The sequence below is a fragment of the Mesorhizobium sp. M0074 genome (assembly GCF_040322975.1).
GTDB lineage: Bacteria > Pseudomonadota > Alphaproteobacteria > Rhizobiales > Rhizobiaceae > Mesorhizobium.
On sequence record NZ_JAMYUM010000011.1, the window covers coordinates 94388 to 113070 of the forward strand.

Genomic DNA, 18683 nt, shown 5'->3' on the forward strand with positions numbered 1-18683 from the left:
TTCATCGAGAATTTTGGTGCCGCTTAGGTGACTCGAACACCTGACCCCATCATTACGAATGATGTGCTCTACCAACTGAGCTAAAGCGGCCCGGGAAGCCGAGCTTCCAGGATGGGCTGCGTGATAGACGCAACCGGCCGCGAATTCAAGATGGCAGTCGCGATTTCAGGACGAGGCAATTCGTGCCGCCTCCGGCCGGGCGCGCAGGGGCAGCCGCCGCGCGGATCTACCATTGGCCGCGTGATGCCGCATCGGCACGCCGCGCGACCGCCACGTTGGCCGTGACCGGAAAATCAGCGAAAAATGTTGATTCCTTTACCGAAAATCACCGAAATCGGTTTTGTACCCCTCGGCAAGGCAGAATGCGGCCGCTCGCTTGTTGATTGATTGGTCGCCTGCGGCTAACGATCATGACAAAGTGAGTGAAATTGCAGAGGGAATTCGCTTGGACGCGATCGAAAAAGCGATCCGCAATGCCTTCGAGAAAGGCAATGCCGACGACCGGGCGTTTCGCGAGCGGGTCTATCGATCGGCTTTCGCGGCACTCGACCGTGCCCTGCAGGCCAATCCAAACGTCACGGTGGAGGTCGCCATCAAGCGCCGCAAGGCGGTCCAGGCGAAGATCACCGAAATCGAATCGGAATTCCTGCCGGCGGTTGCCGACGTTGCCGCGCCGACCGACAGTTTAGAGGCAGCACCGGAGGTGGAGCCTCCGGCCGAAGCCGAAGCCGAGCCCGCGCCGTCGCCCGATGTCGTCGTTGACGGTCCGGCGCAGCCGCCCGAATCCGATGCGCCCCGGTCGCGCGTCCTGCCGGTCGTTCCCGACATCATGCCCGATGCGCCTGTTCCCGAGGCGCCGGTTATCGACATGGGGGCCTCGGTTCCGACCGAAGCCGACGTCGAAACCGACGACGCGGAAGTGACGCCCGACCGCGACGACCGGCGGGCGAGGCGGCGCCGCCTGCCCTTGACCGCGATCTTCTTCGGTGTGACGCTGCTCGCAGCCGCCGGCATCGGCCTTTATTTCGCCAACCAGACCGGCGTCTTCAAATCGGCGACCGAGCTCGACACAGCGCCACCGGAAGCGCCGCCAACGGTCGATGGCGAAGATTTCACGCCGGACGACACCGCTTCGCCGCCAAAGCAGGGCGAGGAGGACCAGGCGCGCGACTGGATCAACGTTTTTTCGCCGGGTGACCCGACGCAGGTCAATGCACCGTCGGACGCCAAGGCCGACGTCATCCAGGACGAAAGCGGTTCCTTCCTGCGCATCCGCTCGGGGGCATCCGGCTCGGCCATCAGCTTCGACGTCGGACAAGGCGTGCTGGAAAAACTAGCCGGCAAGCATGCCACATTCGACATCATCGCGCGCTCCGAGGAGGGGCAGGAGACGCAGATTTCCGTCGATTGCAATTTCGGCGAACTCGGCGACTGCGGCCGCAAGCGCTATGCGGTCGGTCGCGAGCGCAATGAATATCTGTTCGACGTGCGCTTTCCCGACAAGCGTCCGGGTGCTGCCGGCACCATCGCCATCAATTCCGACTTCGACAAGCAGGGCAAGGCGGTCGACATCTACGAGATCCGCGTTTCAGTCGTTCCCTAAAGCACGTCGCGTTCGGACCGGCCTCATGCGACGCACTTTAGGTTCTTGTTTTGATGCATGTCGTTACCGCAAAACCGCTGCACACTTTTTGCGCGACATGCATTAACTATCGAGCAGCGCCTGCAGCGTCTCGATGCGGTCGGCTTCCGCCACCGGCTTGTCCCAGCGCAGCCGCGAAATGCGCGGAAAGCGCATGGCAACGCCGGATTTGTGCCGCGTCGAGCGGTTGAGCCCTTCGAAGGCTACCTCAAGCACCAGCCCGTTCCTGCGGTCGGCACGCACCGAGCGGACCGGGCCAAAGCGCTCGATCGTATTGTCGCGGACATATTTGTCGATCTGCCTCAGTTCCTCGTCGGTGAAGCCGAAATAGGCTTTTCCCACCGGCACCAACTCCTCCGATCCTTCCGGCCCGGACCAGACGCCGAATGTGTAGTCGGAATAGAAGCTCGAACGCTTGCCGTGGCCGCGCTGGGCATACATCAGCACCGCGTCGACCGTGTGCGGATCGCGCTTCCATTTGAACCACGGGCCCTTCGGCCGCCCGGCCACATAGGGCGAATCCCAGCGCTTCAGCATGACGCCTTCGATGACCGGATGCAGCGGCTTGCGGCGCAATTCCTCCAGCGTCTGCCAGTTGGTGAATTCGACCAGCGGCGACAGATCGAAGCGGCTCGGATCGAGTGTCCTGACGAAGGCCTCGAGCCGGCCGCGCCGTTCGCGGAAGGGAAGTCCGCGCACATCCTCGTCACCAATCTGCAGCGCATCGTAGCAGCGCATGAAGGCCGGGTATTGCTGCTGGATCTTGGGTGACACGCTCTTGCGGTTCAGCCGCTGCTGCAGGTCCGAGAACGTGCCCGTCGCCTGCCTGGGGTCACCGACCAGAAGCTCGCCGTCGAGGGCGCCTGAAAAATCCATCGCCTCGGCAAGATCCGGAAAGGCGCCGGAGACATCGTCACCGGTGCGCGAATAGAGCCGGCGAATGCCGCCTTGGCAAACCGCCTGGACGCGGATGCCGTCCCATTTCCATTCGGCCGCGTAGTCGGCCGGGTCGAGCTTTTCGAGGTCGCCGTCGCCGACGGCATTCGACAGCATCACCGGCCTGAACAGCGCCAGCGCCGTCTTCCTGGGTTTTTCGGCCTTGCCTTCGAGCCAGGCGAACAGCGCGAGATAGGGCGGCGTCAGCCCGTGCCAGAGTTCCTCGATCTCGGCGACATCGACCTTGCCGAAATCGGCCAGAGCCTGCTTGGCGAGCCGCGCCGAGACACCGATGCGCAGGCCGCCGGTGACCAGCTTTATGATGGCAAAGCGCGCAGACGTGCTGGCGCTGTCGAGCAGCCGGACCAGCACCTGCGGCCCGTCGGAACGGCTCGCCGCCTGCAGCTTCGCCACCACCTCGGCCAGCGTCGGCTCGTGGTTCGCAATATCGAGAGGCGATTGCGGCCAGACCAGCGACACGGTCTCGGCCAGGTCGCCGACATAGTCGTAGGAATAGCCGAACAGCACCGGATCCATGCGCTCGATCACCAGTGTGCGCAGCATCGCCGGCTTGACCGCGGCGATGGACAGATCGCCGGTGATGGCAGCCAGCGCCAGCCCGCGGTCCGGATCCTCGACGCTGCGGAAATAATCGGTCAAGAGCGTCAGCTTGCCGTTGCGCGACGGCGTCAGCACCAGCCGGTCGAGAAGCTCGGCGAAGCGGTTCATCGGAGGGGCGACGCCAATGGGAAAGGCTTGCGTTCTGTCGCGCCCCCCTCTGTCCTGCCGGACATCTCCCCCTCAAGGGGGGAGATTTGCTGTCGCGACTGCTTTCGCCAATTTCCAACGTTGCAGGATGAGCGGCAAAACCAAAGCTGCCGATCTCCCCCCTTGAGGGGGAGATGGCCGGCAGGCCAGAGGGGGGCGCCGTAGAGCGCCGTACCGGCGATTGCTGGATCCAAAAACACCATCAATCGCCCTCGTCCTCATAGCCAACGAGATGCAGCGGCCGAGCCGCAATGCCTTCGAGTTCGCACCAGCGCACCAGAGCCTCCTCGCGGCCATGCGTTACCCAGATTTCTTCGGCGCCGGTCTCCTTGATCGTGGCGGTCAACTCGTCCCAGTCGGAGTGGTCGGAAATGATCAGCGGCAGCTCGACGCCGCCCTGCTTGGCGCGCTGGCGGATGCGCATCCACCCTGAGGCGAAGCAAGACATCGGATCGGGAAAACGCCGCGCCCAGCGATCGGCGAAGGCGGATGGCGGGCCGACGACGATGGCGCCGGCAAAGTCGCTTTTTTGGCCGGTCTCGACGGTCGCCGGTTCCAATGTGCCGAGATCGATATTCTGGCTCTGGTAATACTCGCTGAGCTTGGCCAGCGCGCCGTGGATGTAGATCGGCTTTTCGTAGCCGGCATCGCGCAGCAGCCGCATGACACGCTGCGCCTTGCCCAGCGCATAAGCGCCGACCAGATGCGTGCGCTCGGGAAACTGTTCGGTCGATTTCAGCAGCCGGGCGATCTCTTCGGAATCGGGCGGATGCCGAAACACCGGCAGGCCGAACGTCGCCTCGGTGATGAAGACGTCACACTTGAGCGGCTCGAACGGCTCGCAGGTCGTGTCCTTCTGGCGCTTATAGTCGCCGGACGCGACGATGCATGTGCCCTGATGCGCGACCTTGATCTGCGCCGAGCCCAGCACATGGCCGGCCGGGTGAAAGCTGACGGCCACACCGCCAAGCGCAATCGTCTCGCCGAGCACGGCGGCTTGCGTCGTTCCGGCAAAACCTTCGCCGTAACGCAGCCCCATGATATCGAGCGTCTGCTGCGTCGCCATCACCGAGCGGTGGCCGGAGCGGGCATGGTCGGAATGGCCATGTGTGATCAGCGCCCGGTTGACCGGCCGCACCGGGTCGATGAAGAAATCGCCGGGCGGGCAATACAGCCCTTCCGGCCGGGGATGAAGCAGGTCGCTGGCGCGCATGGCCCCAAGATAGGCGCTAATTCCGGCGCGGGAAGCCTGTTGTAAGTCACTGCTGACTCCAGCATAGAGCGCAAGCCGGCTGCAAACACCCGGCGGAACCCGATCGCATGAAACCGCTCCAGACCTCGTCCGGCGATTTGACCGCCGACCGCCGCGCCGACTATGCCGAAATGCTCTATGCATCCGGCGATCATGCGGCAGCGGCGGAATTGCTGCTCGGCGCGCTCGAACTGGCGCCGCAATGGCCAGCCGGCTGGTTCCGCCTCGGCGAGATGCAGGAAGCGGCAGGCGCGCCCGATCGTGCCGCGCAGGCCTGGACGACGGCACTGCGGCTCGACCCGGCGGACAGGCTCGGCGCGGTGCTCAAGCTGCAATTGATCGGCAGGGCAGCGGCGGCCCCGGCGCCGCCCAGCGCCTTTGTCGAGACGCTTTACGACCACTATGCCGGGAGCTTCGAGGCTGAGCTGGTCGACAGGCTCGGCTATCGTCTGCCCGAATGCCTCGACCGCGCCATCCAGGCAGCACGGCCGGGCCGGTTTTCGCTGGCGCTCGATCTCGGCTGCGGCACCGGCCTCATGGGCCAGAGGCTGCGGCCGATCGCCGATCGGCTGGAGGGCTACGACATCTCGACCGCCATGCTGAGGCAGGCGCGCGCCAAAGGCGTCTACGATCTGCTCGTCAAGACGGACCTGCAGGATTTTTGCTATTCTGGCCCGAAGCCGATCTGGTGACGGCGGCCGATGTGTTCATCTATGTCGGCGCACTCGAAAAGGTGGTGAACAAGATTGCCGGAATGCTTGCCGGCGGCGGTCTGTTTGCGTTCTCCGTCGAGACGCTCCCGGGCGGAGAATCGTCTGACAGCGCCGGCTTCGCCCTGCTGCCGTCCCGCCGCTACGCGCATTCCCAAAGCTATGTAGAGCGGGTTCTGGACGCCAACGGCTTTTCGGTCCTGTCGCTGCAGGCAACAATCATCCGGCAGGATCGCCGCCAACCGGTCGAAGGGCTGGCCGTAGTGGCAAGCTTGCTTTCCGGCAGCGTAAAATCTGGCTAAGACTTCTGCCGCTGCGCATGAGAAGCCGCAGCTGCGAACGACAAGGAGCACGTTCATGCGCTGGAACATGATGGTCTTGGCGTCTTGCCTGGCGATGGCCGGCTGCGTCGGCAATTCGATGTCCGAACGGCAGGACGAAAACGTCCAGTCCTCGCTGCTATATGACAATGTGCCTTGCGATCAATTGCTGGCGCAACGAAACGGCCTGGCGCAGCAATATCATTTGCCGGTGGACGCCAAGCCGTCCTTCTCCAACCCGGCGACGGGCTTTGGCCCGTTCACGCCGGACATGCGCTCGAAAGCCAAACGCGACGCCGACCAGGCAAGCGGCAAGATCGACGCCATGAACCGGTCGATTGCCCGCCGCGAATGCGGCAAGCCGGCCAAGCAGAACAAGCTCGGCCTGACCTGACCGGATCCTAATCCGCCACCTTCCATTGCTCGCGCGAGGCGCTGGCGGGATAGACGCCGAGAATGCGCATTTCGCGCGAGAAGAAGGCGAGCTCGTCGAGTGCCAGCTTCACCAGCGGATCGTCGGGATGGCCCTCTATGTCGGCGTAGAACAGCGTCGCTGTAAACGCGCCGAGCTGGTAGCTTTCCAGCTTGGTCATGTTGATGCCGTTGGTGGCAAACCCGCCCATCGCCTTGTAGAGCGCTGCCGGCACGTTGCGGACGCGGAAGATGAAGGTCGTCATCATCCTGGCGTCGGCCGAGGGACGTTCGGCCCATTGCTTGTTCTTGGTCAGCACGACGAAGCGGGTGACGTTGCTGTCGGTGTCCTCGACATTCTCCTCAATGATGTCGAGCCCGTAGAGGGTCGAGGCCAGCGCCGGCGCCAGCGCGGCCATGGTGCGGTCCTTCATCGCGGCGACCATCTTGGCGGCGCCCGCGGTGTCGCCGGCAACCGTCGCCTTCCAGCCGTTCTTGCGGATGTATTTGCGGCATTGGCCGAGCGCGTGGATGTGGCTGTGCACGGTCCTGATCTCGTCGCGCCTGACGCCGCGCAGCACCATCAGCTGGAAGTGGATCGGCAGAAAGTATTCGCCGATGATGTGCAGCTTCGATTCCGGCAAGAGGTGATGAATGTCGGCGACGCGGCCGGCAATGGTGTTCTCGATCGGGATCATCGCCAGATCGGCCTTGCCGGTCTCGACGGCGTTGAAGGCGTCCTCGAAGGTCGGGCACGGCAACGGCTCCATCGACGGGAACATGTTGCGGCAGGCGGTGTCGGAATTGGCGCCCGGCTCGCCCTGGAAGGATATTTTGTTGGTCTTTTCAGGCATGCGCAGAGTCTCGGGAATTGGGGGAAGAATTTCTTAGTTGGAAAGGAGCGCCCTGGCGCGTTCGAGATCGTCCGGCGTATCGACGCCAAGCGGCACCGACTGGACGATCTCCGCATCGATGCGCATGCCGGCCTCCAGCGCCCGCAACTGCTCCAGCCGCTCGCGGCGCTCCAGCGGCGACGGCCTTAGCGCAACGAAGCGTTCGAGTGCGGCGCGGCGATAGGCATAGAGGCCGATATGATGGTAGAGCGGGCCTTCGCCCCAAGGGGCGGTGGCGCGGGTGAAATAGAGCGCCCTGAGCCGCGTCGTCGAGAGTGGCGAGCCGACCAGCTTGACGACGTTCGGATTGGTCTTTTCCTCGTCGCGTACGATCTCGACGCAGAGCGTGGCGATGTCGACCGCTGCGTTCTCGAAAGGCTTCAGCGCGGCGCCGATAACAAGGGGGTCGATGGTCGGCAGATCGCCCTGCACATTGACGATGGTCTCGACGCTGTTGCCAGGGTCGAGAATGGTCAGCGCTTCGAAGATGCGGTCGGAACCGGTTTCGTGGTCCGCCCGCGTCATCACCGCCTCGAAACCATGCGCGCGCACCGCCTCCGCAACGCCTTGCGTATCGGTGGCGACGACGACCCGGCCGAGCCCGGCCTCGGCAGCGCGGCGGGCGACGTGGACGATCATTGGAGTGCCGGCAATGTCGGCGAGCGGCTTGCCCGGCAGGCGGGTCGAGGCCATGCGGGCCGGGATCAGGATGAGGGTGGACATGAGGCGGGCAGGGGCTCGAAAAAGAGGAGGACAAAAGTGGCAAAAGGTCTCACTGGCAGCGCCCTTATAGGTGTTGCAACTCCGGAGCAAAAGACCTAGTTTCCGCGCGATTTGACCGCCTCGCAGGGTGGTTCACGATACCGACGGACGGAGTGGACGGATCGGTCCGCCGGAAAAGGGAGCCTGGGGCGTATGGATTCCAACGAAGTCAACAAGCTGCTCGCCGGTCTCCTCGGCACCGTGTTCATCGTCTTTTCCGTTGGCATCGTGTCCGACGCGCTGTTTGCCTCGCCGGCGCCGGAAAAGCCCGGCTTCGCCATCGAGGCGACCGAGCCCGCCGAAGGCGGCCCGGCCGCTCCCGCCGCGGCCGTGAAGCCGATTGCCGAGCTGCTGACCACTGCCAACGCCGAAGCGGGCGCCGCCATCTTCAAGAAATGCCAGGCTTGCCACTCCGGCGAAAAGGGTGGCCCCAACAAGGTCGGCCCCGATCTCTGGGACATCATCGACCGTCCGGTCGCCGAGCATGAGGGCTTTGCCTATTCGGCCGGCATGAAGGAGTTCTCCAAGGGCGGCAGCGAGAAGTGGACCTACGACAATCTAAACCACTTCATCACCTCGCCGAAGAAGTTCGTAAAGGGCACCGCGATGGGCTTCGCCGGTCTGCCGAAGGATGAGGACCGCGCCAACGTCATCGCCTATCTGCGCACGCTGTCGGACAATCCGAAGCCGCTGCCGGCGCCCGGCGCCTCGGCCGAAAATGAGGCCGCCAAGCCGCCCGAAGGTGCGGCCCCTGCCAAGCCGGCAGAAGGCGCGGCGCCAGCCGCTCCGGCGCCGGCTGCGCCCGCAAAATAACAAAACTGTAATGGCATAATCCTTGAAAAAGCCGGGTTCAGCCCGGCTTTTTCGTTAGGAAAAATGCATATGCGACGACAAAGCCGCTCGGTTGCGGTTTTCAGCGCCGCCAAATGATCTAGATTGGGCCCAGACGCTATGGTGACGGCGCTATATCGCGAAGAGGAGAACGCATGACGGTTGGCCGAGCGCGGACGCTTCTGAAATCAGTGCTGATGCTGGCCGCTTTTGCCGGCGGATTGCAGGCGGCCTTCGCGGACGAATGGCGTACGACCTCCTCGCTGATCGGCGAATCCAAATACGGCGACAACTTCCAGCACTACGACTACGTCAATCCGGATGCGCCGAAGGGCGGCACAGTGAACTCAGTGGTGCTCGGCACGTTCGACAGCTTCAACCCCTATATCGTGCAGGGTTCGCCGGCCGCCGGCTTCGCGCAGTTCGGCGGCGGCCTGCTCTACGACACGTTGATGGAGCAGGCGACCGACGAGGGCAGCACCAGCCATCCGCTGATCGCCGACGCCTACAAATATCCGGCCGACTATTCCTCGGCGACCTACCGGCTCGATCCGCGGGCGAAATGGCATGACGGCCAGCCGATCACCACCGAGGACGTGATCTGGTCGTTCCAGGTGCTGAAGGCCAACAGCCCGATGTACAGCCGCTATTTCGAAAACGTCACCGACTCCGTCGCGGTGTCCGACCGCGAGGTCGAATTCCACTTCAGCCAGAAGGGCAACCGGGAGCTACCGAAGATCATCGGCGATCTCGTTGTGCTGCCCAAGCACTGGTGGGAAGGCACCGACGCCAACGGCAAGAAGCGCGACGTCACAAAGCCGACGCAGGAGCCGCCGCTCGGCTCCGCCGCCTACAAGATCGCCAGCTTCAAGCCTGGCTCCGAAATCATCTGGCAGCGCGTGCCCGATTACTGGGCGGCCAAGCTGCCCGTAAAAATCGGCCGCGAGAATTTCGACAGGCAGCGTTTCACCTATTTTCTCGACGACAATGCCGCCTGGCAGGCCTTTACCAAGGGCGGGCTGGACGACATCAAGCCGGAGAACAGTTCGAGGCGCTGGAACACGGCCTATAATTTCCCGGCAGTTCAGGCCGGCGACGTCATCAAGAAGGAATTCAAGACCGCGTCGCCCGAACCGATGCAGGCCTTCATGCTCAACACCAGGCGCCCGCTGTTCCAGGATCGCCTGGTGCGCGCCGCGTTGATGTATCCGTTCGATTTCGAGACGATGAACCGGACCCTGTTCTTCGGTTCCAACACCCGCACCAGCAGCTATTTCCAGGGCACCGAACTGGCGTCGAGTGGCCTGCCGCAGGGCAAGGAACTCGAAATCCTCGAGCAGTACCGTGACAAGCTGCCGCCTGAAGTCTTTACCCAGGAATTCAAGCTGCCGGTCTACGACAACCCGCAGGCTGAGCGCAAATACCTGAAGACCGCGGTCGATCTGTTCGCCAAGGCAGGCTGGATCATCAAGGGCGGCAAGATGGTCAACGCCAAGACCGGCGAACCGTTCAAATTCGAGATCCTCGGTTGGAACGACACCGACCAGGTCATCGCCAGCCCGTATATCGCCAATCTGCGCAAAATCGGCGTCGACGCAACGCTGCGCCTGATCGACCAAACCCAGTATATCAACCGAGTCACCCACTTCGACTTTGACGTGGTCACTTCGATACTCGGGCAGTCGGACTCTCCCGGCAATGAACAGCGCGATTTCTGGAGTTCCAAGGCCGCCGATTCGCCGGGATCGCGCAATTACGCCGGCATCAAGAATCCGGTCGTCGATGCGCTGGTCGACCGCATCATCTTTGCCACCGACCGCGACGATCTGGTTGCCGCCACCCATGCGCTCGACCGGGTGCTGCTGTGGAACTACTATGTCGTGCCGCAATATTACCGCGCCGTGGTTTGGCTGGCCTACTGGAACAAGTTCGGTATGCCGGAGAAACAGCCCGCCTATAGCGGCGTCGACCAGAATTCCTGGTGGATCGACCCGGACAAGGAAAAAGCGCTGGCCGCCAAATATAAGAGTGGCAATTGATGGCGGCGCTGCCCCGTCGCGATTTCCTGGCCCTTGGCGGTGCGGCCGCCGCTGCAGCGCTGCTGCCCGGCCGGGCTTTCGCCGCCATCCCGACCGGCGTGAAACTGCACGGGCTGTCTGCCTTCGGCGATCTCAAATATCCTCCGGATTTCACGCATTTCGACTATGTCAATCCAGACGCTCCCAAGGGCGGCCGGATGAATTTCGGCCCGCCGAACTCCACCCTCAATCAGAGCTTTCTGACTTTCAACACGTTGAACTCGCTGGTGTTGAAGGGGGATTCGCCGCCGCGCACCGAGCTCTGTTTCGATTCGCTGATGGCAAGGGCGCTCGATGAGCCGGATGCGGTCTACGGCGTGCTTGCCGAATTCGTTACCTTGTCGCAGGACCGCAACGGCTTCCGCTTCAGCCTGCGGCCACAAGCGCGCTTCCATGACGGCTCGCCGCTGACGGCTGAGGACGTTGCCTTCGCCTTGAACCTCTACAAAGACCGGGGACACCCGAACCTTTCCCAAGCGCTGCGGCATATGACGGATGCGGTCGCAATCGATCCGCTTACTGTCAGCCTTACCTTCAACGGCAAACAGTCGGCGCAGAATATCCTCGCGATCGCCGTAATGCCGATCGTGTCCAAAGCCTTCTATACGGCCAATGATTTCGACGCCTCGACGATGACCCCGCCGCTCAGCTCCGGGCCGTACAAGATGGGACGGGTCGTGGCCGGGCAGACTATCGAATATGAACGCGTCGCCGATTATTGGGGGCGCGATCTCGCCGTGAACCGCGGGCTTAATAATTTCGACCGTATCCGTATCGATTTCTACCTTGATCGCCAGGCAGCGTTTGAAGCGTTCAAGAAAGGCGATACGCATTTTCGCGAGGAGTTCACCGCGCGCGTATGGGCGACCGGCTACGACTTTCCAGCGCTGAAGGATGGCAGGGTCGTCAAACGCGAATTTCCCGGCGAGAAATCGCCCGACATGCAGGCTGTCGCGCTGAACCAGCGCCGGCCGCAATTCCGCGATGTGCGCGTGAGACAGGCGATCGCCTATTGCTTCGATTTCGAATGGACCAAGCGGGTACTGTTTTTCGGCTCCTACGAGCGCTCGCAATCGAACTTCGAACGATCGGACTACAAGGCCGAGGGCCCGCCCTCGCCCCAGGAATTGAAACTGCTGGAGCCGTTTCGAGCCGAGTTGCCGCCGGAAACCTTCGGCGAACCGGTGGTGCAACCCGTCTCGGACCGTTCCGGTCACGACCGTAAGCTGCTGCGCGAAGCTTCGAGACTGCTTGCCGAAGCCGGCTGGAAGCGAGCGGGCAATTTCGTCGTCAATGAGAAGGGCGAGCGACTGCGGGTGGAAATGCTGGCCGAGGACGAGGGTCTCGTTCGCATTTTCGCGCCGTGGTCCGAGAATATGAAGGCGATTGGCATCGACGCTTCGATCCGGCAGGTCGATTCGACGCAATTTGAAGCGCGGCAAAGCAACTACGATTTCGATTTCAACATGCTACATTGGTTGATCGGGGCGACGCCTACTGCCGACGGCCTGGAAATCCTCTACAATTCCCGGATGGCGAAAACGCCGGGGATGCGCAACTATCCGGGTACGGAAAGCAAAGCCATCGACGCGCTGATCGAGGCAGCCGGCAAGGCGCAGAGCCGGATCGAACTCGTCACAGCGCTCAACGCGCTCGATCGGGTCTTGCGCGCGCGGCTAGACTGGATTCCAACATATCATCTGGCGAATCACCGGGCTGCCTTCTGGGATATGTTCGGCTTTCCCGCTCAAAAGCCGGATTACGACTTTCCGGTCGAGACGCTGTGGTGGTTCGACAAAGACAAGGCGGCAAAAATTGGCAAAGCCTGAGATTTTCGCACAAGCGAGGCAGAGAGCCTGATGGGCGCCTATATACTGCGCCGTATCCTGCTGATGATCCCGACCCTGTTCGGCATCATGGCGGTGTCGTTCGCCGTCATCCAGTTCGCGCCGGGCGGGCCGGTCGAGCAGGTCATCGCCAGGCTGACCAACCAGGGCGGCAGCGATCGCCTCGGCGGCGGCGGCGGTGATGCCGGCGGCGCCAATTTCGACGTCGCCGGCGACGTCGGCTCGAAATACCGCGGCGCGCAAGGGCTCGACCCGGAATTCATCAAGAAGCTGGAGAAGCAGTTCGGTTTCGACAAGCCGCCGCTCGAGCGCTTCGGCATGATGCTGTGGAACTATCTCCGCTTCGATTTCGGCGACAGCTATTTCCGCGACATATCGGTGCTCGACCTGATCCTGGAAAAGATGCCGGTGTCGATCTCGATCGGGCTGTGGATCACGCTTTTGTCCTATCTGATCTCGATCCCGCTCGGCATCCGCAAGGCGGTCAAGGACGGCTCCACCTTCGACGTCTGGACCAGCGGCGTCGTCATCGTCGGCTACGCCATTCCCGGGTTTCTGTTCGGCATATTGCTGATGGTGCTGTTTGCCGGCGGCTCGTTCTGGGACTGGTTTCCGCTGCGCGGCATCACCTCCGACAATTGGGACCAGCTGTCGTGGCCGGCGCGGATCGTCGACTATTTCTGGCATATGACCTTGCCGCTGACCGCGCTGGTATTGTCGGCCTTCGCCACGACGACGCTTTTGACCAAGAATTCCTTCCTCGAGGAAATCCGCAAGCAATATGTGGTCACAGCCCGCGCCAAGGGCCTGTCGGAGCGGCAGGTGCTTTATGGCCACGTCTTCCGCAACGCCATGCTGATCGTCATCGCCGGTTTTCCCGGTGCTTTCATCTCGGCCTTCTTCACCGGCTCGCTGCTGATCGAGAACATATTTTCGCTCGACGGCCTCGGCCTGCTCGGCTTCAACTCGGTGGTGCAGCGCGACTATCCGGTGGTGTTCGCCAATCTCTTCATCTTCTCGCTGCTTGGCCTGTTCGTCGGGCTTTTGTCCGATCTGATCTATACCTGGGTCGATCCACGCATCGATTTCGAGCGGAGAGACGTCTGATGGCGCAGGCCACAGCCGAAACGGCGCCGGCACGGATCGCGCGGCCCTTTCTGTCGCCGCTCAACCAGCGGCGCCTGCAGAACTTCAAGTCCAACCGGCGCGGCTACTGGTCGTTGTGGATATTCCTGTTCCTGTTCGTGCTGTCGCTGGTTTCGGAATTGGTCGCCAACGACAAGCCGATCATCGCCTCCTACAAGGGCGAGATCCTGTTTCCGGTCCTGGTCGCTTATCCCGAGGAGAAGTTCGGCGGCTTCTATGCGGTCACCGACTACCGCGACCCGGTGATCCAGGACGAGATCAACGCCAATGGCTGGATGGTCTGGCCGCCGGTGCGCTACTCCTACCAGACCGTCAACAACGCTATTCCCGAAGCAGCACCGACCAAGCCGTCCTGGCTCTACGACAAGAAGACGCGCTGCAACCAGTATCCGAAAGGCGAGGCAGACCCCAATTGCAACGTCGGCAACTGGAACTGGCTGGGCACCGACGACCAGGCCCGCGACGTGCTGGCGCGCGTCATCTACGGCTTCAGGATATCGGTGCTGTTCGGCCTGATCCTGACCGCCGGCTCGGCGCTGATCGGCGTGGCGGCCGGCGCTCTGCAGGGCTATTTCGGCGGCTGGACCGACCTCCTGTTCCAGCGTTTCATCGAGATCTGGTCGGCGATCCCGGTGCTGTATCTGCTCTTGATCGTCGCCGCCATCCTGCCGCCCGGCTTCTTCATCCTGCTCGGATTGATGCTGCTGTTCTCCTGGGTGGCACTGGTCGGCGTGGTGCGGGCCGAGTTCCTGCGCGCCCGCAATTTCGAATATGTCAACGCGGCGCGCGCGCTCGGCGTATCCAATGTCACCATTATGTTCCGGCATCTGCTGCCCAACGCCATGGTGGCGACGCTGACCTTCCTGCCCTTCCTGCTCAGCGGCTCGATTTCGACGCTGACCTCGCTCGACTATCTCGGCTTCGGCCTGCCGCCCGGCGCCGCCTCGCTGGGTGAGTTGCTGAAGCAGGCACAGCGCAATCTCAACGCGCCCTGGCTCGGCATTTCCGGCTTCGTCGTCATCTCGCTGATGCTGTCGCTGCTGGTCTTCGTCGGCGAGGCCACCCGCGACGCCTTCGATCCGCGCAAGACGTTCAGATGAGCGACACCCCGCTGCTCTCGGTCCAGGACCTCAGCGTCGCCTTCACGCAAGGCGGCGACCAGTCGATCGCCGTCGACCATATTTCCTTCGACCTCGCCAGGGGCGAGACGGTGGCGCTGGTCGGCGAATCCGGCTCCGGCAAGTCGGTCACCGCGCTGTCGGTTCTGAAGCTGCTGCCCTATCCGACCGCCAGCCACCCGTCGGGAAAGATCCTGTTCCTCGGCGCCGACCTGCTTGCCGCCGACGAGAGAGACCTGCGCCGCGTGCGCGGCAACAAGATCACCATGATCTTCCAGGAGCCGATGACCTCGCTCAACCCGCTGCATACGATCGAGCAGCAGATCGTCGAGGTATTGAAGCTGCATCAGGGCCTGGGGGATCGCAAAGCCAAGGCGCGCACGCTGGAACTTCTGCACGAGGTCGGCATCCGCGAGCCGGAGAAGCGGCTCGACGCCTATCCGCACCAGCTTTCCGGCGGCCAGCGCCAGCGCGTCATGATCGCCATGTCGCTGGCCAACGAGCCTGAACTTTTGATCGCCGACGAGCCGACGACGGCGCTCGACGTCACCGTCCAGGCGCAGATCCTCGAGCTGCTCGCCGGCCTGAAAAGCCGCAAGAACATGTCGATGCTGTTCATCACCCACGATCTCGGCATCGTCAGGAAGATCGCCGACCGGGTCTGCGTGATGACCAAGGGCAAGATCGTCGAGACCGGCCCGACCAAGGAGATATTCGCCAATCCGCAGCACGCCTACACGCGGCATCTGCTTGCCGCCGAGCCGAAAGGCAAGCCGCCGGCGGCCAACCAGGCCGCCAAGCCGGTGATGGTCGGCAAGGACGTCAAGGTCTGGTTTCCGATCAAGAAGGGCTTCTTCCGGCGCACCGTCGACAATGTGAAGGCGGTCGACGGCATCGACGTCACCGTGCGGGCCGGCCAGACGCTTGGCGTCGTCGGCGAATCCGGCTCAGGCAAGACGACGCTCGGCCTGGCGCTGGCCAGGATGATCTCGTCGACCGGGACCATCCAGTTCAACGGACGCGGCATCAATCAGCTGTCCTTCAACGAAATGCGGCCGCTGCGGCGCGAGTTGCAGATCGTCTTCCAGGATCCGTTCGGTTCGCTCAGTCCGCGCATGTCGGTCGCCGAGATCATCGAGGAAGGGTTGAAGATCCACGAGCCGAAGCTGTCTCCTGATGGGCGCGACGAGCGTGTCGTCGACGTGCTGAAGGAAGTCGGCCTCGATCCGGCGACGCGCAACCGCTATCCGCACGAATTCTCCGGCGGCCAGCGCCAGCGCGTCGCCATCGCGCGCGCCATGGTGCTCAACCCGCGTTTCGTCATGCTGGACGAGCCGACCTCGGCGCTCGACATGAGCGTGCAGGCGCAGGTCGTCGACCTCTTACGCAGCCTGCAAGCCAAGCACGACCTCGCCTACCTCTTCATCAGCCACGATCTGAGGGTCATCCGCGCGCTCGCCAACGAAGTCATCGTCATGCGTAACGGCAGGATCGTCGAGGCCGGTCCTTCCGAACAGATTTTCGGCAACCCGCGGACCGACTACACAAAGGCGTTGATCTCGGCCGCCTTCAAGATCGAAACGGCGCCGGTCGGCATCGTCAGCGAGTAGATTTTCGCCAGAGATCATGCACAAAATCAAAACACTGCCGCGCCTTGCGCGTCGGAACGCGAACGCTGTTGGTAAAAAGGGAAAAACAATCCACAATGGAAAAAGGCCGCATCCTGCTTGCCCTCACCGGTATTCATCCGCTGCGCTGGCGCGAACTGCTGTCGGCGGAGCGCGAGGTGGTGCTCGAGCCGAATGGCGCCGGCGATCCCTCGATTACCTATGCTGTGGTGTGGAAACAGCGGCCGAACCTGTTGTCGTCGCTGCCCAATCTGCGCGCCATCTTCTCGATCGGCGCCGGCGTCGACCACATCTTCGCCGATCCCACCTTGCCCGACGTACCGGTCGTCAAGGTGGTGGCCGACAACCTGACCCAGTACATGACCGAATACGTCGTCTGGCGGGTGCTCGACCACCATCGCCAAGGCATGCTCTACCGCGCCCAGCAGCAGAAGAAGATCTGGCATGAACCGCAGCAGCGGCCGGCCAGCGACATCTCGGTCGGCATTATGGGGCTCGGCACGCTTGGCCGCGCGGCGGCATCGGTGCTGTTGTCGCTCGGCTTTCCCGTCAATGGCTGGTCGCGCAGCGATCGGCCGATGCAAGGTGTCTCGACTTACGCGGGCGAGGCCGGCCTGATCCCGTTCCTAAACGCCACCGACATCCTGGTGGTGCTGCTGCCGCTGACGCCGCAGACGCACGGTATCATCAACCACGGCGTGCTGAAGGAGCTGCGGAAGCGCAACGGCCTCGGCGGCTCAGTGCTGATCAATGCCGGGCGCGGCAGGCTGCAGAAGGACGCCGACATTTTGCGCGCGCTGGACGACGGCACGCTGAAGGAAGCCAGCCTCGACGTTTTCGAGGTCGAGCCGCTGCCGAAGACCAGCCCGCTATGGAGCCACCCCAAAGTGTTCGTGACGCCGCATGCGGCGGCAACTTCCGATCCGGTCCACCTGGCGCCGATCATGCTGCGCCAGATGGATGCTTTCGAGAGCGGCGAACCGCTGGAAAATGTGGTGGATCGCGACGCCGGGTATTAATTTTTAGAGCGCCGCTTTCCAGTCTCAGCCCCAGCCGAGCGGCACGTAGTCGATCTCCATAAACGCCTCGACTTCCGGGATCCAGCGGTCGCGGACGAAGGCGACGTGGTCGGGATGGTCGTTGTAGCCGGAATAGGCCCGCTGATCGGCGAACTCCATCGAGAAGCCGAAGCGGTAGTCGTTCTTGGGACTGACCTGCCGCAACTGCTCGAAATGCGTGACGCCCTTTATCGCCGTGAGAATCCTCTTGGCGTCGGCGAGGAACCGTTTTTCCTCGAGCGAATGCGGCGGGTGTTTCAGCGTGAACACGACGGTGTGACGGATCATTTTTTGCTCCTGCGATATCTTCGTGTCACGCGCTGTCAGCCCAGGCGCGGATGAGGTTATAGGCGATCGCCCCCTTCGGCGGTGTCATCAGGCCGCCCGGATGCTCGCGGGCCAGCATCAAGAGCACCTCGTCGCGAAAGAACCAGCGGCAATCTTCCAGCTCGTTGAGGTCGGGCTGGATATCGTCGTTGAGCGGTTCGCCGAAGCAGCCGATCATCAGCGAATAGGGAAACGGCCAGGGCTGGCTGGCGTGGTAGACGACACGGCCTAGCCGGATGCCGGCTTCCTCCAGCGTTTCGCGGCGCACCGCCGCCTCGATCGTCTCGCCCGGCTCGATGAAACCGGCGAGCGCCGAATACATGCCGGGCCCGAAATGCCGGCCGCGGCCGAGCAGGCATTTTTCGCGTGTTGCCGTCAGCATGATCGCCACCGGGTCGGTGCGCGGAAAGTGCTCCGTACCGCAGGCCGGGCAATGCCGCTTGTAACCGCCCGCCCGCATCTCGGCTTCGGTGCCGCATTTGCTGCAGAAGCGATGGCTGGCATGCCAGGCGAGCAGCGCCGCCCCTTGCGCCAGCGCGCCGGCCGCCGCTTCGTCGATCAGCCCCTGCATATAGACCGAGCGATAGTCGATCGCCTTGATCGTCTCGGGAAGCTGCTCGGGCTCGACCCCGGCCGGCACCGCCAGCACCGGGCCGCTTTCGGAAAAACCGAGCAGGACGCCGTTTTCGAGCGACGCTTCGAGCGGTCGGCATTCGGCCACGCCGAACCAGGGGTCGAATGCGCCTTGCGCAAGCTTCAAATAGAGCCGGCCGCCACGCATCAGCAAAAGCCGCGCCGAGGGATCGGCGAGTGCCTTTTCGACGGAATCGTCGGCGCGGTTTTCGGACTGCCGGTCGATAATGTTGCCGGCGAAGCCGACGAACTGGCTCGGCTCGCGCAAGGGCGCGTCAAACAGGCGAAAGCTCATGCAGACTCGGGAAGGTTCAAGGTGGACA

General features: G+C 63.0%; 15 protein-coding genes, 1 tRNA gene and 1 pseudogene. 10 read left to right on the forward strand and 7 right to left on the reverse strand.

Going from position 1 to position 18683, the window contains the following annotated elements; all coding sequences use genetic code 11:
- Window positions 1–14: 14 nt before the first annotated feature.
- Window positions 15–90: transfer RNA gene (locus NKJ73_RS16750), tRNA-Thr, on the reverse strand.
- A gap of 355 nt (window positions 91–445) precedes the next feature.
- On the opposite strand from NKJ73_RS16750, the gene NKJ73_RS16755 reads away from it, so the two are divergent.
- On the forward strand, window positions 446–1603 hold the full coding sequence (locus NKJ73_RS16755; RefSeq protein WP_352570284.1) for a hypothetical protein: 1158 nt from the start codon (window positions 446–448) through the stop codon (window positions 1601–1603).
- Between the two features lie 102 nt (window positions 1604–1705).
- On the opposite strand, the gene NKJ73_RS16760 is transcribed toward NKJ73_RS16755, so the two are convergent.
- Together NKJ73_RS16760 and NKJ73_RS16765 are read right to left on the reverse strand one after the other, a co-directional pair.
- The gene (locus NKJ73_RS16760; RefSeq protein WP_352570286.1) at window positions 1706–3307 is read right to left on the reverse strand and encodes a cisplatin damage response ATP-dependent DNA ligase; all 1602 of its coding nucleotides are present in this window, start codon (window positions 3305–3307) and stop codon (window positions 1706–1708) included.
- A gap of 241 nt (window positions 3308–3548) precedes the next feature.
- Entirely contained in the window at window positions 3549–4559 is a 1011-nt protein-coding gene (locus NKJ73_RS16765; RefSeq protein WP_352570288.1) for a ligase-associated DNA damage response exonuclease, read from the reverse strand.
- A gap of 107 nt (window positions 4560–4666) precedes the next feature.
- Between NKJ73_RS16765 and NKJ73_RS16770 the strand changes: the two are divergent.
- A pseudogene (locus NKJ73_RS16770) lies at window positions 4667–5610 on the forward strand (methyltransferase domain-containing protein).
- A gap of 55 nt (window positions 5611–5665) precedes the next feature.
- Window positions 5666–6022 carry a hypothetical protein gene (locus NKJ73_RS16775; RefSeq protein ID WP_352570290.1) on the forward strand — a complete coding sequence of 119 codons (357 nt, stop codon included), beginning with the start codon at window positions 5666–5668 and terminating at the stop codon, window positions 6020–6022.
- Between the two features lie 7 nt (window positions 6023–6029).
- On the opposite strand, the gene NKJ73_RS16780 is transcribed toward NKJ73_RS16775, so the two are convergent.
- Both NKJ73_RS16780 and NKJ73_RS16785 read right to left on the reverse strand, forming a co-directional pair.
- The gene (locus NKJ73_RS16780; RefSeq protein WP_352570292.1) at window positions 6030–6893 is read right to left on the reverse strand and encodes a prephenate dehydratase; all 864 of its coding nucleotides are present in this window, start codon (window positions 6891–6893) and stop codon (window positions 6030–6032) included.
- Between the two features lie 33 nt (window positions 6894–6926).
- Complete coding sequence (locus NKJ73_RS16785; RefSeq protein ID WP_023676856.1) at window positions 6927–7655, reverse strand: 3-deoxy-manno-octulosonate cytidylyltransferase; 729 nt, start codon at window positions 7653–7655, stop codon at window positions 6927–6929.
- 192 nt (window positions 7656–7847) lie between these two features.
- Between NKJ73_RS16785 and NKJ73_RS16790 the strand changes: the two genes are divergently transcribed.
- The 7 genes from NKJ73_RS16790 (at window position 7848) to NKJ73_RS16820 (ending at window position 17361) form a co-directional block, all read left to right on the forward strand.
- Window positions 7848–8507, forward strand: a complete 660-nt coding sequence (locus NKJ73_RS16790; protein ID WP_352570294.1) for a c-type cytochrome — start codon at window positions 7848–7850, stop codon at window positions 8505–8507.
- A gap of 173 nt (window positions 8508–8680) precedes the next feature.
- Window positions 8681–10564: an extracellular solute-binding protein gene (locus NKJ73_RS16795; protein WP_352570296.1), complete on the forward strand. Its 1884-nt coding sequence runs from the start codon at window positions 8681–8683 to the stop codon at window positions 10562–10564.
- Complete coding sequence (locus NKJ73_RS16800) at window positions 10564–12432, forward strand: extracellular solute-binding protein (RefSeq protein ID WP_352570298.1); 1869 nt, start codon at window positions 10564–10566, stop codon at window positions 12430–12432. The genes NKJ73_RS16795 and NKJ73_RS16800 overlap by 1 nt, the downstream gene beginning before the upstream one ends.
- A 30-nt stretch (window positions 12433–12462) precedes the next feature.
- Window positions 12463–13557, forward strand: coding sequence for a microcin C ABC transporter permease YejB (locus NKJ73_RS16805; protein WP_352570300.1), 1095 nt, complete (start codon window positions 12463–12465; stop codon window positions 13555–13557).
- Window positions 13557–14696, forward strand: a complete 1140-nt coding sequence (locus NKJ73_RS16810; protein ID WP_352570302.1) for an ABC transporter permease — start codon at window positions 13557–13559, stop codon at window positions 14694–14696. Before NKJ73_RS16805 ends, NKJ73_RS16810 begins: the two co-directional genes overlap by 1 nt.
- Complete coding sequence (locus tag NKJ73_RS16815; RefSeq protein WP_352570304.1) at window positions 14693–16324, forward strand: ABC transporter ATP-binding protein; 1632 nt, start codon at window positions 14693–14695, stop codon at window positions 16322–16324. Before NKJ73_RS16810 ends, NKJ73_RS16815 begins: the two co-directional genes overlap by 4 nt.
- Before the next feature lie 95 nt (window positions 16325–16419).
- Window positions 16420–17361, forward strand: a complete 942-nt coding sequence (locus NKJ73_RS16820) for a 2-hydroxyacid dehydrogenase (protein ID WP_023676865.1) — start codon at window positions 16420–16422, stop codon at window positions 17359–17361.
- Between the two features lie 24 nt (window positions 17362–17385).
- On the opposite strand, the gene NKJ73_RS16825 is transcribed toward NKJ73_RS16820, so the two are convergent.
- Window positions 17386–17688, reverse strand: coding sequence for a Dabb family protein (locus NKJ73_RS16825; RefSeq protein WP_023676866.1), 303 nt, complete (start codon window positions 17686–17688; stop codon window positions 17386–17388).
- A 25-nt stretch (window positions 17689–17713) separates the two neighbouring features.
- Window positions 17714–18655, reverse strand: a complete 942-nt coding sequence (gene nudC / locus NKJ73_RS16830; protein ID WP_352570306.1) for an NAD(+) diphosphatase — start codon at window positions 18653–18655, stop codon at window positions 17714–17716.
- Window positions 18656–18683 lie beyond the last annotated feature (28 nt).

Bases quoted from the DNA above. Each gene is read 5' to 3' on its own strand.
- NKJ73_RS16825 (WP_023676866.1), bottom strand. From the start codon at position 17,688: ATGATCCGTCACACCGTCGTGTTCACGCTGAAACACCCGCCGCATTCG.
- NKJ73_RS16810 (WP_352570302.1), top strand. From the start codon at position 13,557: ATGGCGCAGGCCACAGCCGAAACGGCGCCGGCACGGATCGCGCGGCCC.
- NKJ73_RS16820 (WP_023676865.1), top strand. From the start codon at position 16,420: ATGGAAAAAGGCCGCATCCTGCTTGCCCTCACCGGTATTCATCCGCTG.
- NKJ73_RS16800 (WP_352570298.1), top strand. From the start codon at position 10,564: ATGGCGGCGCTGCCCCGTCGCGATTTCCTGGCCCTTGGCGGTGCGGCC.
- NKJ73_RS16790 (WP_352570294.1), top strand. From the start codon at position 7,848: ATGGATTCCAACGAAGTCAACAAGCTGCTCGCCGGTCTCCTCGGCACC.
- NKJ73_RS16785 (WP_023676856.1), bottom strand. From the start codon at position 7,655: ATGTCCACCCTCATCCTGATCCCGGCCCGCATGGCCTCGACCCGCCTG.
- NKJ73_RS16815 (WP_352570304.1), top strand. From the start codon at position 14,693: ATGAGCGACACCCCGCTGCTCTCGGTCCAGGACCTCAGCGTCGCCTTC.
- NKJ73_RS16760 (WP_352570286.1), bottom strand. From the start codon at position 3,307: ATGAACCGCTTCGCCGAGCTTCTCGACCGGCTGGTGCTGACGCCGTCG.
- NKJ73_RS16795 (WP_352570296.1), top strand. From the start codon at position 8,681: ATGACGGTTGGCCGAGCGCGGACGCTTCTGAAATCAGTGCTGATGCTG.
- NKJ73_RS16765 (WP_352570288.1), bottom strand. From the start codon at position 4,559: ATGCGCGCCAGCGACCTGCTTCATCCCCGGCCGGAAGGGCTGTATTGC.
- nudC (WP_352570306.1), bottom strand. From the start codon at position 18,655: ATGAGCTTTCGCCTGTTTGACGCGCCCTTGCGCGAGCCGAGCCAGTTC.
- NKJ73_RS16780 (WP_352570292.1), bottom strand. From the start codon at position 6,893: ATGCCTGAAAAGACCAACAAAATATCCTTCCAGGGCGAGCCGGGCGCC.
- NKJ73_RS16805 (WP_352570300.1), top strand. From the start codon at position 12,463: ATGGGCGCCTATATACTGCGCCGTATCCTGCTGATGATCCCGACCCTG.
- NKJ73_RS16775 (WP_352570290.1), top strand. From the start codon at position 5,666: ATGCGCTGGAACATGATGGTCTTGGCGTCTTGCCTGGCGATGGCCGGC.